13 protein-coding genes are annotated in these 13,807 nt (G+C 71.9%); 4 read left to right on the plus strand and 9 right to left on the minus strand.

Annotated elements, in window-relative coordinates; all coding sequences use genetic code 11:
- Positions 1 to 53: 53 nt before the first annotated feature.
- On the minus strand, positions 54 to 1,034 hold the full coding sequence (locus ACFT32_RS06930) for a zinc-binding alcohol dehydrogenase (RefSeq protein WP_382486577.1): 981 nt from the start codon (positions 1,032 to 1,034) through the stop codon (positions 54 to 56).
- Between the two features lie 108 nt (positions 1,035 to 1,142).
- On the opposite strand from ACFT32_RS06930, the gene ACFT32_RS06935 reads away from it, so the two are divergent.
- Positions 1,143 to 1,904: a CDP-alcohol phosphatidyltransferase family protein gene (locus ACFT32_RS06935; RefSeq protein WP_382486579.1), complete on the plus strand. Its 762-nt coding sequence runs from the start codon at positions 1,143 to 1,145 to the stop codon at positions 1,902 to 1,904.
- Positions 1,905 to 1,916: 12 nt separating this feature from the next.
- Here ACFT32_RS06935 and ACFT32_RS06940 read toward each other — a convergent pair whose 3' ends face one another.
- The gene (locus tag ACFT32_RS06940; RefSeq protein ID WP_382486581.1) at positions 1,917 to 2,300 is read right to left on the minus strand and encodes a winged helix-turn-helix transcriptional regulator; all 384 of its coding nucleotides are present in this window, start codon (positions 2,298 to 2,300) and stop codon (positions 1,917 to 1,919) included.
- A gap of 115 nt (positions 2,301 to 2,415) precedes the next feature.
- On the opposite strand from ACFT32_RS06940, the gene ACFT32_RS06945 reads away from it, so the two are divergent.
- The gene (locus tag ACFT32_RS06945) at positions 2,416 to 2,817 is read left to right on the plus strand and encodes a RidA family protein (protein ID WP_382486583.1); all 402 of its coding nucleotides are present in this window, start codon (positions 2,416 to 2,418) and stop codon (positions 2,815 to 2,817) included.
- A 7-nt stretch (positions 2,818 to 2,824) separates the two neighbouring features.
- Here the strand turns inward: ACFT32_RS06945 and ACFT32_RS06950 are convergent, their stop codons facing one another.
- Positions 2,825 to 4,336 (minus strand): ABC transporter substrate-binding protein, encoded by a 1,512-nt coding sequence (locus ACFT32_RS06950; protein ID WP_382486585.1) that lies wholly within the window; start codon positions 4,334 to 4,336, stop codon positions 2,825 to 2,827.
- A gap of 107 nt (positions 4,337 to 4,443) precedes the next feature.
- Between ACFT32_RS06950 and ACFT32_RS06955 the strand changes: the two genes are divergently transcribed.
- Both ACFT32_RS06955 and ACFT32_RS06960 read left to right on the plus strand, forming a co-directional pair.
- Positions 4,444 to 5,403, plus strand: coding sequence for an AAA family ATPase (locus ACFT32_RS06955; protein WP_382486587.1), 960 nt, complete (start codon positions 4,444 to 4,446; stop codon positions 5,401 to 5,403).
- A 246-nt stretch (positions 5,404 to 5,649) separates the two neighbouring features.
- Positions 5,650 to 6,273 (plus strand): HD domain-containing protein, encoded by a 624-nt coding sequence (locus tag ACFT32_RS06960; protein ID WP_382486589.1) that lies wholly within the window; start codon positions 5,650 to 5,652, stop codon positions 6,271 to 6,273.
- Between the two features lie 139 nt (positions 6,274 to 6,412).
- On the opposite strand, the gene fusA is transcribed toward ACFT32_RS06960, so the two are convergent.
- From fusA to ACFT32_RS06990, 6 genes are all read right to left on the minus strand, one after another.
- Entirely contained in the window at positions 6,413 to 8,452 is a 2,040-nt protein-coding gene (fusA, locus tag ACFT32_RS06965) for an elongation factor G (RefSeq protein ID WP_382486591.1), read from the minus strand.
- A gap of 342 nt (positions 8,453 to 8,794) precedes the next feature.
- Positions 8,795 to 9,709 carry a YceI family protein gene (locus ACFT32_RS06970; RefSeq protein WP_382486593.1) on the minus strand — a complete coding sequence of 305 codons (915 nt, stop codon included), beginning with the start codon at positions 9,707 to 9,709 and terminating at the stop codon, positions 8,795 to 8,797.
- A gap of 154 nt (positions 9,710 to 9,863) precedes the next feature.
- A complete protein-coding gene (locus ACFT32_RS06975; protein ID WP_382486595.1) occupies positions 9,864 to 10,706 on the minus strand; it encodes an NAD(P)H-binding protein in 843 nt (280 codons plus the stop codon).
- Positions 10,707 to 10,907: 201 nt separating this feature from the next.
- Positions 10,908 to 11,774 carry a GNAT family N-acetyltransferase gene (locus tag ACFT32_RS06980; protein WP_382486596.1) on the minus strand — a complete coding sequence of 289 codons (867 nt, stop codon included), beginning with the start codon at positions 11,772 to 11,774 and terminating at the stop codon, positions 10,908 to 10,910.
- A gap of 65 nt (positions 11,775 to 11,839) precedes the next feature.
- A complete protein-coding gene (locus ACFT32_RS06985; protein WP_382486598.1) occupies positions 11,840 to 12,919 on the minus strand; it encodes a maleylacetate reductase in 1,080 nt (359 codons plus the stop codon).
- Entirely contained in the window at positions 12,916 to 13,785 is an 870-nt protein-coding gene (locus tag ACFT32_RS06990) for an intradiol ring-cleavage dioxygenase (RefSeq protein WP_382486600.1), read from the minus strand. The genes ACFT32_RS06985 and ACFT32_RS06990 overlap by 4 nt, the downstream gene beginning before the upstream one ends.
- Positions 13,786 to 13,807: the final 22 nt, after the last annotated feature.

Genomic DNA, 13,807 nt, shown 5'->3' on the forward strand with positions numbered 1-13,807 from the left:
CGCTCTTGTCGTACCGATGTCGTACCGGATGGAACGAATCGTCAGCCGATGCGTCAATCGCTCTCGTCGTAGCGGACGCGGTGGCACAGCGCGGGGATCTCGCCGGAGGCGAGCCTCGGCAGCACGTCGGGCAGCTCCTCGAAGGCGGATTCGCCGGTGACGAGGACGTCGAGCGCCGGGTCGGCGAGCAGGTCGAGGGCGACGGCGAGCCGGTCGGCGTAGGTGCGGTTCGGGCGGGCCGGGGAGACGGTGCCCACCTGGCTGGAGCGGATGACGAGCCGCCGGGAGTGGAAGTCCTCGCCGAGCGGCAGGCTGATCCGCCGGTCGCCGTACCAGCTCAGTTCGAGCACGGTCCCCTCGGCGGTGAGGAGTTCCAGGGACCTGGCGAGTCCCTGCTCGGTGGCGCTGGCGTGGACGACCAGGTCGCACTCGCCCTCGGCGTCCGCGGGGGTGGCGAAGCCGACGCCCAGGGCCTTGGCGATGGCGGCACGGGACGGGTCGGCGTCGACCAGCTGGACCCGGACGCCGGGGAACCGGGCGAGCAGGGCGGCCACGGAGCAGCCGACCATGCCGCCGCCGACGACGGCGATCCGGTCGCCGACCAGGGGCGCGGCGTCCCACAGGGCGTTGACGGCGGTCTCCACGGTCCCGGCGAGCACGGCCCGTTCGGCCGGCACGGTGTCCGGTACGGGCGTGACGGCCCGGGCCGGGACGACGTAGCGGCTCTGATGGGGATAGAGGCAGAACACCGTACGGCCGGCGAGCTCCTCGGGCCCTTCCTCCACCACGCCGACGCTGAGGTAGCCGTACTTCACGGGGCCCGGGAAGTCGCCCTCCTGGAACGGTGCCCGCATGGCCGTGTGCTGGCTGACCGGCACGCCGCCGCGGAAGACGAGCGTCTCCGTGCCGCGGCTCACTCCGGAGTACAGCGCGCGGACCAGCACCTCGTCCTCGCCGGGTGCCGGCAGGGTGACGTCCCGGATGGCGCCTCGCCCAGGCGAGTCGATCCAGAACGCCCGTGCGGTGTGCTTCATCGAAGTCCTCCTGAACGATCGGGAAGCTGCTTGCGTACCGAGGGGTGCACAGGCCGCGCACAAGGTAGCGGCGTTGATCGACTCTGTCACACGGCCGGAGGGTGTTCGGTGGCCCTGAACAACACTTACGACGCGAGGCTCGTACAGCAGGAGACCGCCCTGGGGGCGGGAGCGCAGATCCTGCTGCTCGCCCTGATCGGTACGGCGATCGGGATGGGCCCGGCGGGCTGGCTGACCGGCCTCGCGTTCGCCCTCGCCACCTGGGCGGTGCTCTCCCGGGCCCTGCACCGCTCCCGGCTGCGCTCCTTCGGGGCGGCCAACCGGGTCACCCTCGGCCGTGCCACCCTCGTCGGCGGGGTCACCGCCCTGGTCGCGGACTCCTTCCAGAGCTCGCCGCCCGTGTCGCTGTTCGTCGGCCTGACGGCGGTCGCCCTGATCCTCGACGGCGTCGACGGCAAGGTGGCCCGCCGCACCGGCACCTCCACGGCGCTGGGCGCGCGCTTCGACATGGAGGTCGACGCGTTCCTGATCCTGGTGCTGAGCGTGTACGTGTCGATGGAGCAGGGCCCGTGGGTGCTGCTCATCGGCGGTATGCGGTACGTCTTCGTCGCCGCAGCGCGGGTCTGGCCCTGGCTGACCGCCGCCCTCCCGCCGAGCACCGCCCGCAAGACGGTGGCGGCGCTCCAGGGCGTGCTCCTGCTGGTGGCGGGCGCCGATCTGCTGCCGTACGCGGGCAACTTCGGGGTCGCCGCCCTGGCCCTGGGCCTGCTGGTGTGGTCGTTCGGGCGTGACGTGCTGTGGCTGTACCGGACGTCGCGGGTCGATGAGACCGCGGCCCGGCGGCAGGTGCGGGAACTGGTCGCGGGCTGACGCCCCGGCCGGTCAGACCTCGAACCGCCCTCGCGCCGTCTCGATGTGACCGAGGTACTGGTGCGTCCAGCCGCAGAGCAGGTCGACCGTGGCCCGCAGGGCCCGGCCCGGCTCGGTGAGCGTGTACTCGACCTTCGGCGGCACGGTGGGGTGCACCTTCCGGTCGACCAGGCCGTTGCGCTCCAGCATCCGCAGGTTCTGGGTGAGCATCTTGTGGCTGACGCCCTCGACCTCGTCGCGCAACTCGCTGAAGCGCAGGGTGCGTTCACCGAGGGCCTCGATGATCAGCAAGGCCCACTTGTTGGCGACGTCCGAGAAGATCTCACGCGCCAGCGAGTCCGCCCGCCGCAGATCCGCGTCCTCGGGCAGTCCGCTCAACTCCTGCTTGGTCACCATCTGTTTCCCCAGTCACCGAAAAGTGCGTTCTTCCAGGTCGGCGGTCACTCTCCTACAGTTCCCGAGTAACCGCAAGAGAGCACGTAGACGCGTGCTCGACGGAAGGACAGGAACTGTGACGACTCCTGATGTCTACGACCACGCCATTCCGGCCGAGACCTACTTCGGCTACGCGCAGGCGATCCGGTCCGGCGATCTGATCCATGTCTCCGGGCAGCTCGCGTTCGACGAGGCGGGCGGCTTCCGCCCCGAGGACGACTGGGCCACCCAGCTCGAGCAGACCCACGTCAACATCGACAAGGTCCTGGCCCACTACGGCGTCACGCGCAACCAGGTCGTCTCCCAGACGCTGTACGCGGTGGACCTGGTGCGCCACGCCGATGTGCTGGCCAAGGCCAACCGGGCGTATTTCGGCGACCACCGCCCGGTCAGCACGGCCCTCGGCGTCACCGAGCTGACCTTCCCCGGGCAGTTGGTCGAGATCAGCTGCGTGGTGGACACCAGGCTGCCCGCGTGAGGGAGCCTCAGCGACGCGTTCCGGTGCCCACCAGGGTCCGCTCGTAGGGGTCGAGGACGACGCCCCGGACCTTGGTGGAGACGCCGGCGATGATCTGCTGGTGGGCCAGCGGCACGACGGCGTCCGTCCTGAGGATCGCGGCCTCGGCGGCCATGGCCGCGTCCTGCCTCTCACCGGTGCCGTCGGTCCCGTCGGCCTCGGCGACGGCCCGGTCGACGTTCTTGTCGCACAGCCGGGCCAGGTTGTAGCCGCCGTCGCAGGTGTAGTCGCTGCCGAGGACGCCGACGGGGTCGCCGGTGTCGAGGAGGCTGTTGCGGGCGCCGATGAACGCGTCGAACATCCCGGCGAGGGCGTCGCTCTCCAGCCGTGAGTACTCGCGCACTTCCAGCTTCACCGTGAAGCCGGCCTTCTCCAGCTGCTGTTGCACGACCTGGGCGGTCTCGGGCAGCTCGGGCCGGTTGTCGTAGGTGGCGAGGGTGATCCGCTCACCGTCGGGCTCGGCGGCGTCCGCACGTCCGGCCGGCTTCACCCGCTTGCTCTCGGCCCAGGTGACGGCTGGACCGTAGATGCCCGCGCCCGGGTCGGCGTAGCCCTCGAAGACGCCCTTGACGATGCTGGAGGAGTCGATCGCCGTGCGAGCGGCGGCGCGCAGCTTCGGGTCCTTGAAGGGACCTGTCCTGGTGTTGAGCTGCAGGCTGGTGGTGCGGGTGGTGCCGGCTTCCTTCAGGGTCGCCTTGTCGAGCGTGGCGGCCTGGGCGACGGGGACGGCCTCGGCTATGTCGATGTCACCGGTGCGGACCGCGTTGGCGCGTGCGGTGCCGTCCTTGACGAAGCGCGCGTCGATGCCGGAGGCCTGGGCGCGGCCGCCCCAGTAGTCGTCGAAGCGGTCGAGGGTGGCGGAGCCGCCGTTGACCTCGGTGATCTCGAAGGGCCCGGTGGCGCTTCCGACCGGGTCGGGGTTGCCCTTCCCGTCGTAGGCCTTCGGGGAGAGGATCGCGAGGCTCGGGCTGGACAGACGCATGGGCAGGACGGGGTCGGCCGTGGCCGTGGTGACGCGTACGCCGCGGTCGCCGTCGGCCGTCGCGTCGAGCGTGACACCGGCGAGGGCGGCGGGCGCGGGCTTCGCCTTCGTGGCGCGGGTGAGCGCCGCGGCCACGGCGGACGGGGTGACCTCCACGCCGTCTTGGAAGGTCGCCTCGCGCAGGGTGAACCGCCAGATGCGGTCGCTCTCCCGGCGCCAGGACTCGGCGAGGGCGGGGGACGCGGCACCGTTGGCGTCCAGGGCGGTCAGGCCCTCGGTGACGCCGAGCCGGCTGAGGAGCGTGGCGTCGGCTCCGTACGGCGAGAAGTTCTCGGCGGGCGGGAAGGCGAGGGCGACCCGCAGCCGGGAGCCCGACTGCCCACCGTTCGACGACGACTCCCCTCCCGGGGAGGCGAAGCAGCCGGCCAGGCTCGGGACGAGGGCGAGGGCGGCGAGGAACCGGAAGGGACTGTTGATGCTCTGAACACGCACTTGCACAGCATATGCATCACGTGATCCCGAACGGCCCAAGGGATTTGACAGTGGCGACGGTCACTCCCTAAACCTATCCACATGACATCCATTTTCAACAAGCTGGGGCGACCGTGAGGATCGCGTTCGTCGGCAAGGGCGGCAGCGGCAAGACCACGCTGTCGGCACTCTTCTCCCGCCACTTGGCGCGCTCCGGCGCCCAGGTCCTCGCCATCGACGGCGACATCAACCAGCACCTGGCGGAGGCGCTCGGCGGACAGGAGCAGTCCGCCCCTCCCCTGGGCGCCCACCTGTCCTCGATCAAGGACTGCCTGCGCGGCACGAACCCCCGCGTTCCTTCCCGCGAGGCGATGATCAAGACCACTCCCCCGGGCCGCGGCTCCCGCCTCCTGCGCCCGCTCGGCGACGACGAACTGCACGCCCGGCACGTCGGCCGCGCGGGCGGCGTACCCCTGATGGTCACGGGCGAGTTCGACGAGTCCGATCTGGGCGTGGCCTGCTACCACTCCAAGCTCGGCGCGGTCGAGCTGTACCTCGGTCACCTGCTGGACGGCCCCGGCGAATATGTCGTGGTCGACATGACGGCGGGCGCGGACGCCTTCGCCTCCGGCCTGTTCACCCGCTTCGACATCACCTTCCTGGTGGCGGAACCCACCCGCAAGGGCGTCTCGGTCTACCGCCAATACCGCGACCACGCCCGCGAGTTCGGCATCCGGGTCGCCGTGGTCGGCAACAAGGTGACCTCCGAGGACGACCTGCTCTTCCTCAAGGAAGAAGTAGGGGACGACCTCCTGACCCACCTGGTCCACTCCCCCTGGGTCCGCGCGGCCGAACAGGGCCGCGCCGAGGCCGGCCCGGACCCCCTGGCATCCCTGGAGCCCCACAACCGCCACGCCCTCGACGTCCTCCGCGAGGCGGTCGACACCCACCCCCGCGACTGGGACCGACTCCACCGGCACGCCGTCGAGTTCCACCTGCGCAACGCCCGCGCGTGGGCGGACGGCCGCACGGGCGTCGACCTGGCGGCCCAGGTGGATCCGGACTTCGTCCCCGGGCCGGCCGCCTTGCGCTGACTCCCCCCACCGGCTACTCGATCCCCGTGGCGTCGAGTAGCCGGACCACGGCCTTGCGCCCGTACCCGAGCAGTCGGGCACGGTCAGCGGCCATCAGATGTCGATGGACGAGAAGTCCCGTCACCAGCCCGAACGGCCCGCGAAGCCGACCCGTGCCCACTTCTGGGCGGCATCACCCGATCGCGTGAAACAGGCGGCGTGGGAAGTGGCCGACCAAGCGGGCAGGGCGGTTGTTACGCTCCTCCGGTGAGGATTCCGGGCCCCGCAGAGATCCAAGCGCTGCACGAGAAGCACGCGCCCTCCGCCGAAGCGTTCAGGCTCGTCCACACGCACTGCGAGATCATCTGGGGAATCGCCGAACAGCTCCTCTCCGCGCCCCACCTCGCTCACCTCGACGCCGAACTGGTCCGCGCCGGCTGCCTCCTTCACGACATCGGCGTCTACCGCCTCTACGGGGACGACGGACGGCTAAACCACGCGAACTACATCCGGCACGGCCTGCTCGGCCACGAGATCCTCGAAGCGGAGGGCTTCCCCGAACCCCTCTGCCGCTTCTGCTCCCACCACACCGGAGTGGGACTGACGCGGGACGACATCGTGAGCCAGAAGCTGCCTCTGCCTCCCGCCGACTACCTGGCGCAGTCGGAGGAGGAGAGGCTGGTGATGTACGCGGACAAGTTCCACACCAAGTCCAGGCCGTCGGTGTTCCTCTCCCCCGACGAATACGCCGCCCACGTCCGCCGCTTCGGTGCGGACAAGGTGACCGCTTTCCAGGCACTGCGCGCAGAGTTCGGCGACCCGGACCTCACCGGTCCGGTACCGGGCGTCGGAGCGGAGGAAAGCGCGACGACGGCCGCCGTTCAGGCGTAGGGGTCGGCCATGACGTGGCTGCGGCCTACGTGAACACCCAGTGGCGTTCCACCCGCGCCGGCTTGGCGAACCGCCTTCTCCACGCCCCGGAACGGCCCGTCCCCTTCCGGCACAGGAAGGGGACAGGCCTGACCGAGCGTTACCGCACCGGCGTCGCGACCGGTGCCGACGCATAGCCGGTGGGCCGGGCCGTGAAGGTGCCCCGGCCCTGGGTGCGGCTGCGCAACCGGGTCGCGTAGCCGAACAGTTCGGCCAGCGGCACAGTGGCGGTCACGACCGCCGCGCTCGCCCGGGTGACCGAGCCGCTCACCCGTCCGCGCCGGGCGGCGAGGTCGCCGAGCACACCGCCCACCGCGTCCTCGGGCACGGTGACCGTGACCTCGACGACCGGCTCCAGCAGGACCATCGCGCAGGCGCGCAGGGCCTCGCGGAGGCCGAGGCGGCCGGCCGTGCGGAACGCCGTGTCCGAGGAGTCCTTCACATGGGTCGCCCCGTCGGTGAGCGTGACGCGCAGCCCGGTCACCGGGTGACCGCCGAGCGGCCCTTCGGCGAGGGCGTCGCGGCAGCCGGCCTCGACCGCCCGGACGTACTCCTGCGGCACGCGCCCGCCGACGACGGCGGAGCGGAAGGCGAAGCCACCGTCGTACGGCTCCACGTCGAGGACGACATGGGCGAACTGCCCCGCCCCGCCGTCCTGTTTGACGTGCCGGAACACCAGTCCGGTCACGCCCCGGCCGACCGTCTCGCGGTAACTGACCCTGGGGCGGCCGATGTTGACGTCCGCGCCCAGCTCGCGCCGGAGCTTCTCCACCGCCACCTCCAGGTGCAGTTCACCCATGCCCGAGAGCACCGTCTGGCCGGTCTCCGGGTCGGTCCGCACGACCAGCGAGGGATCCTCCTCGGTCAGCCGCGCGAGCCCCGACGCCAGCCGGTCGGTGTCGCCGGTCCTGCGGGACTCGACCGCGACCGAGACCACCGGCTCGGGCACGCCCGGAGGCTCCAGGACGAGCGGGGCGTCCGGCGCGCACAGGGTCGAGCCGGCGCGGGCGGACTTCAGCCCGACGACCGCGACGATGTCACCGGCGACCGCCCGGTCCAGCGGTGCGTGCCGGTCGGCCTGGACGCGCAGGATCCGGCCGATCCGCTCGGTGCGCCGCGCGCTCGCGTCCCACAGGGTGTCTCCCTTCTCGATCGTTCCCGAGTAGATCCGCAGGTAGGTCAGCCGTCCCGTCGGGGTGGCGTGCACCTTGAAGGCGAGGGCGGCAGACGGCGCGGCCGGGTCGGCGGGCCGCTCCTGTTCCTCGCCGTCGTCGGTGCCTTGGACCGGCGGCACGTCAAGCGGCGACGGCAGATAGGCCACGACCGCGTCGAGCAGCGGCTCCACACCGCGGTTGCGGTACGCGGAGCCGCACAGCACGACCACGCCGTCGCCGTCCCGGGTCAGGTCCCGCAGCGCCGAGGAGAGGGTCCGCTCGCCGAGCTTGCCCGTGGCGCAGAACTCCTCCAGTGCGCCCGGATGGAGTTCCGCCACGGCTTCCTCCAGCGCCCGGCGGCGTGCCAGGACTTCGTCCCGGAGGCCGTCCGGCACCGGTGCCTCCTCACGGGTGTCACCGTCGCTCCACAGCAGCGCGCGCAGGCGTACGAGGTCGACGACACCGGTGAAGGTGTCCTCCGCACCGATCGGCACCTGCACGACCAGCGGGGCCGGGTGCAGCCGCTCCCGGATCGACGCCACGGCCGCGTCGAGGTCGGCACCGGCGCGGTCCATCTTGTTGACGAACGCGATCCTCGGTACGCCGTGCCGGTCGGCCTGCCGCCACACCGACTCGCTCTGCGGCTCCACCCCGGCGACCGCGTCGAACACGGCCACCGCACCGTCGAGCACCCGCAGCGCACGCTCCACCTCGTCGGCGAAGTCGACGTGCCCCGGGGTGTCGATCAGATTGATCCGGTGACCGTCCCAGGCGCAGCTCACCGCCGCGGCGAAGATGGTGATGCCCCGGTCCCGCTCCTGCGGGTCGAAGTCCGTGACGGTCGTGCCGTCGTGGACCTCGCCGCGCTTGTGCGTGGTTCCGGTGGCGAACAGGATCCGTTCGGTGACGGTGGTCTTGCCGGCGTCGACGTGGGCGAGGATGCCGAGGTTGCGGACAACGGCGAGCGGGTTGTGGTTGATGCGCACGGCCCATGGCCTTTCGAGGCGATCAGAAAAGGGGCAGCGCGATTTCCGGGCGAGGCAGGTGTGGTGACACACGTCCGCTTCGGCTCGCCGACGCTATGTCAGCGAGCCGAAGCAGGCGCTCTTCAGGCGTTCGTCCCGGTCATCCGGCGTCCGCCGCGCAGCGGGCACCGGAGCGACGAGGACACGAGGATCACCTCGTAGCGCGGCAGGGAGACGGCGACAGCGGTGTGGTCACGCATGGCGGTCTCCCTTCGGTCGTCACAACGGCGCGCGCCGCTCACGTCGTGGGCGGCGCCGGGTACTCCGTGAGTGTAGGGAGGGCGGGTGGAATCGGGCCAGGGATTATTCCGGCGGGGTCGGGGTGTCGTGGGTCCGGTACATCGCCTGGACGTCCAGCTCCAGTTGGACCGTCGGCCCGACCACCGCGATGCCCCGGGCCAGCATGGTGCGCCAGTTGAGCGTGTAGTCCTCGCGGTGCAGTTCCGCCGTCGCCAGGGCCGCGCAGCGCAGCTCCTGCCCGTAGCCGCCGTTCACCGTGCCGAGATACGTCGTGTCGAGCGAGACGGAGCGGCTCACGCCGTGCATCGTGAGGGAGCCCAGCAGTGACCACTTGCTGCCGCCGCGATAGGCGAAGCGGGTGCTGTTGAAGTCGATGTACGGGAAGCGTTCGACGTCGAGGAAGTCGGCGGACCGCAGATGGTTGTCGCGGGTGGTGTTGCCGGTGGTGATGCTGGAGGCGTCGATGCGGACGGACACCCGGGAGTCGGTCATGTCCTGGGAGATCATGATCCCGCCGTCGAAGCGTTCGAATCGGCCGTGGACGTTCGCCATGCCGACGTGCTTGGCGATGAACCGGATCGCGGTGTGCGGCGGATCGAAGAGCCACGTCCCGGGCGCCGGCAACTGGAGCGCCTCGGCCGGCTGGAGCCAGACCCGCTCGGTGGGCGTCGGGGTGCCGGTGCCGATCTCGATCGTCTCGCGGTGCGGCCGCAGGCCCTCCGCCGCGACCATCAGGCTGTACCGGCCGGGCGGCAGCGCGGCGAGGAAGTAGCCGTACGGGTCGGTCGTCCCGCGGGCGGCCACCCGGTGGGTGTCCAGGGCGGTGACGGTGACGTCCGCGGCCGCCAGGGGCGAGCCCATCGGGTCCACGACCTCACGGGCCACGGCACCCGCGCCGGACGGAAGGGGGAGCGCGAGGCCCGCCGCCGCGGCGGAGGCGCCCTTGTGCCGCCGGCGCCGGAGCAGTGCGAGGGCCATGATGTTCACCTTTCATCAGGTGGCACGGCCGTAGGCGCGGCGGTTCAGCGCACGACGACGGCCGCACCCTGTTGCGGTCACACCCCCCTTGTCGATCTTGCGGCACCGGGCTCCGGGACGGGTGTCTCAATACGAGACAGTCAGGACGAGACAGTCAGGCCCGTTTCCGGAAAACGTCCGCGTGTTCGCCGGCCCACTGGGCGAAGGTACGGGCCGGGCGGCCGGTGACCTTCTCGACGGTGCCGGACACCGTACGGCCCACCTCGGGGGTGTTCCCGTACGCCTCGAGGAGGAAGCCGATCACGTCCTCGGGGAGGTACGCCGCCCGCCACTGGGCGACGGCCTGCTCCTCGGTCAGTTCGACCAGGGCGATCTCCCGGCCGGCTGCGGCGGCGACGGCCGCCACCTTGTCGCCGACGGTGAGCACTTCGGGGCCGGTGATCACGTACTCCTGGCCCGCGTGGCCCTCCTCCGTGAGCGCGACCGCGGCGACGGCGCCGATGTCTCCCTCGTGGACCATGGCACTCAGCCGTGCGACGAACGGCTCCCGTACCTCGCCGGCGGCCTGGATCCCGTCCGCCCACTCCAGGGCGTTGGCCATGAACTCGACGGGCATGAGCACGGTCCAGCTCACTCCGTCGTCGCCGCGCACCGCGTCCTCCAACGGGGTGGGCCCGCCGCCGTGCAGCACGGTGATCCGGCGGACACCGGCCGAGCGGGCCAGTTCCAGGATCCGGGGGCCGGTCTCCAGCGGGGTGAAGGCGGCTCCGGCGAAGGTGATCAGGTGGAGTCCGGTGATCCCCTCCAGGGCGGGGGCCAGGCTGCCGGGGTCGTTCAGGTCGCCCTCGACGACCTCGACCCCGGCCGGGAAGGCGGCCTTCCCGGCGTCACGCGTGAGGGCGCGGACCGCGTGGCCCCGGGCGAGCAGTTCGGCGACCACCTGGCGGCCGACGGTTCCGGTGGCACCGGTGACAAGAATCTTCTGCGTCTGCGTCATGCCTCGACCGTAGGAACTCTTGCGGTCACCTTCTGTCCGCGAGCCAGGGGCTTCTCGTCGGCGAAGTCCGGCGAGTACTACGCCAGGAGGGACACGAGCAAGGTGAAGCCGTACAGGGCCGACCTCCGGGTGGATCTGTGGTGACAAGATCCAAGACGTCACGCCGGGCGGGTGGAGTTCCGGGGGCCTTCCCGGACAGGCCTAGGCGGGCCGGTATCGGTCCCGGACCTCGGGGCGTTGCCGGAAGCCGGCCGCCTTGTAGGTGGCGACGGCGCCCGCATTGGAGCTCGGGGTGCAGACGAGCGCGCTCGAAGAGCCCAGCGCCTGGAGTGCGGCCGCCGCGGCGACGGTGATCGCCTTGCCGTAGCCCTGACCGCGATGTTCCCGGTGCACGCCCATCGGTTCGAGCAGCCCGGGCCTCCCCGGGCCGGCCGACCACACCGTGACCGCCGCCACCGCGTTGCCCCGGTCGTCGTAGGCGACCAGACACCGGGCGTCGGCGTACGGCACTCCGGCCGCCATCGCGTGCCAGTGCTCGTCCCTGAACGTCGACCCGTCAAAAGACGCCCGCTGCACGGCGGTCCGCACCCCCGCCCGCTCCGGCCCGACCACCTCGATCCGCACGCCCGGGTCGTTCACCGGCTCCGTGAGGTCGCGGCGCAGCGGGGTCCACGGCTCGTCGGTGTGCCAGCCCTCCTCGCACAGCAGGTCCTGAACCAGCGCACCCGTCGGCGCCTCGACGTTCACCTTCCCCTCGGGCAGCACGCCGCGTTCCGGATCGGTCACGTCCGCGACCAGCTGCCGCGCCAGCTCCTCGTCCCCGTGGGCGCCCGGCGCGATCGTCAACCGCAACAGCCCGGGACCGTCCAGCAGCCCGACGGCGAGGATCCGTCCGTCCCGGCTCCAGGTCCGGACCGCCGCCGCGGTCGCTTCCGCGCCCGACCGCCAGAACCAGCCCAGGTCGCCCGGATGCAGTTGCGTCGGCGCCCCCTCGTACTGCCACTCCCGCAGCACGCCGACGGTCTCGCTCAGACCGTCGGCTCCCGGCTCGCCCAAGACAATCGCCATGCCCTGATGACACACCACGGCACCGACAGCCCGCACCCGGGTTTCCGGCCGGCAGAGGGCACGGCCTAGACGGCGGGCTCCGGCGGTCCGCCCTCGTACGCCGCCCGCAGCACGGCCCGGACACCGTCCGCCGTCACCGGGCGCGGATTGGCGTACGGCTCGCCCGCGACCCGAGTCGCCGCCGGTGCCACGTCGGCTTCCGTGAGGCCGAGTTCGGCGAGGGAGCGCGGTGCGCCGAGGCGTCCGGCCAGCTCCCACAGGGCGCGCGGCACGTCGTCCGTGCCGAGGGCCCGCCCCAGTACGGTCAACGCCTGTGGGGCGGCGGGGGCGTTGTAGGCCAGGGCGTACGGCAGCATCACGGTGTGCGTCTCGGCGTGCGGCAGCCCGAAGGTGCCGCCCAGCACGTGGCACATCTTGTGGTGCAGCCCCATCGTGGTCGCGCCGAGGCACGCGCCGCACAGCCACGCCGCGTACAGCGCCCGGCTGCGCGCGTCCAGGTCCCGAGGGTCGGCGGCCAGGTGCGGCAGCGCCCCGGCCATCGCCCGTACGCCCTCCTCGGCCATGACCGAGACCAACGGCGAGGCGTCCGGGGCGTACAGCGCCTCGACGGCGTGCGCGAGCGCGTTGACTCCGCTGGTGACGGTCAGCGGCACGGGCAAGGAGAGGGTGAGCCGGGGGTCGTAGACGACGCTGCGGGGCTGGACGACCGGGTCGCGGCCGGTGCGCTTGGCGCCGTGCTCGGTCAGGCCCCAGACGGGCGTCATCTCGGACCCAGCGTAGGTCGACGGCACGGCGATCAGCGGCAGCCCGGTGCGCAGGGCGATGGCCTTGCCGAGCCCGATCGCGGAGCCGCCGCCGACCGCGACACACCCGTCCGCCCTGGCCGCGCGCGCCACCTCGACGGCCCGGTCGGCGTCCTCGGCGGGCACGTGCATCCGGGCCTCGGCGTGCAGTCCCGCACAGGAGTCGCCCAGCGCGTCCGCGACCGCCCTGGCGACTGATTCGCCCCTGCTGCCGCACACCACGAGCAGTCGCCGCAGGCCCAGGCGTGCGGCCTCATCCGGGGTCGCGGTGACGGCCGCGCCGGGCCGGAAGACGACACGTACGGGCCGGGTCTCGTACGAGAACTCGCTCTGGTACGTCATGCGGCATGCTCCAGGACGAGGTCGAAGCGGGCGAGCCGGAACGGGTTCGGCACACCGAACTTCTCTGCCAGGGAGGGGTCGTCGGTCTCGGCGAAGTCCTGGACCAGGCTCTGCTTCACGGCGAACACCGCGTCGGTGTCCAGGTACTCCCCGCCCGCCACGAAGATGTGGGTGGTGACGGGCGTGTGTCCCTCGGCCGTGGCGATGAAGTGGATGTGCGCGGGACGGTAGGGGTGCCGTCCGGTCGCGCGCAGCAGACCGCCGACCGGACCGTCGGTGGGGATGGGGTACGCGGCCGGAACGCAGGTGCGGAACCAGAAGCGGCCCTCGGCGTCGGCGGTGAACAGCCCGCGTCCGTTGCCGGCGGGCTGGACGCCGGGCTGCTGGACGTCGTAGAACCCCTTGTCGTCGGCCTGCCAGACGTCGACGACGGCGCCGGGCAGCGGTGTGCCGTCCCGCGCCAGCACCCGGCCGCTGACCACGCATTTCTCGCCGCCGCCCACCAGGTCGATGTCGTCGCCGAGTTCACGGACCGGCGACTCTGTCATGTGGAAGGGACCCAGCACGGTCGACTCGGTGGCCCCGGGTGCACGGTCACCGTGGACGGTCTCCACGAGCATGGACAGGCCGAGCACGTCCGACAGCAGGATGAACTCCTGCCGGGTGTCGGTGCAGGCCTGCCCGGTCGCCGTCAGAAAGGCGATCGCCCGCTCCCACTCCTCCTGCGTGAGCCGGGTCTCACGCGCGAAGTCGTGCAGATGCCGGACGAGTCCGGTGAGCAGCTCGCGCAGCCGCGGGTCGGCGGTCGCGCGGAGGCTGGCGAGGGCCTGCTCGGTGACGCCGGCCCCGGTCGCGTCGGTGGTCATCCCGGCTCCTCGTCGTCGACGT

The organism is Streptomyces sp. NPDC057002, assembly GCF_042673825.1.
In the GTDB taxonomy this organism is placed as follows: domain Bacteria; phylum Actinomycetota; class Actinomycetes; order Streptomycetales; family Streptomycetaceae; genus Streptomyces.

What these genes read in the sequence shown, in the direction of transcription:
- ACFT32_RS06930 (WP_382486577.1), bottom strand. Translation starts at nt 1,034, where the DNA reads ATGAAGCACACCGCACGGGCGTTCTGGATCGACTCGCCTGGGCGAGGC.
- ACFT32_RS06940 (WP_382486581.1), bottom strand. Translation starts at nt 2,300, where the DNA reads ATGGTGACCAAGCAGGAGTTGAGCGGACTGCCCGAGGACGCGGATCTG.
- ACFT32_RS06970 (WP_382486593.1), bottom strand. Translation starts at nt 9,709, where the DNA reads ATGGCCCTCGCACTGCTCCGGCGCCGGCGGCACAAGGGCGCCTCCGCC.
- ACFT32_RS06975 (WP_382486595.1), bottom strand. Translation starts at nt 10,706, where the DNA reads ATGACGCAGACGCAGAAGATTCTTGTCACCGGTGCCACCGGAACCGTC.
- ACFT32_RS06980 (WP_382486596.1), bottom strand. Translation starts at nt 11,774, where the DNA reads ATGGCGATTGTCTTGGGCGAGCCGGGAGCCGACGGTCTGAGCGAGACC.
- ACFT32_RS06985 (WP_382486598.1), bottom strand. Translation starts at nt 12,919, where the DNA reads ATGACGTACCAGAGCGAGTTCTCGTACGAGACCCGGCCCGTACGTGTC.
- ACFT32_RS06990 (WP_382486600.1), bottom strand. Translation starts at nt 13,785, where the DNA reads ATGACCACCGACGCGACCGGGGCCGGCGTCACCGAGCAGGCCCTCGCC.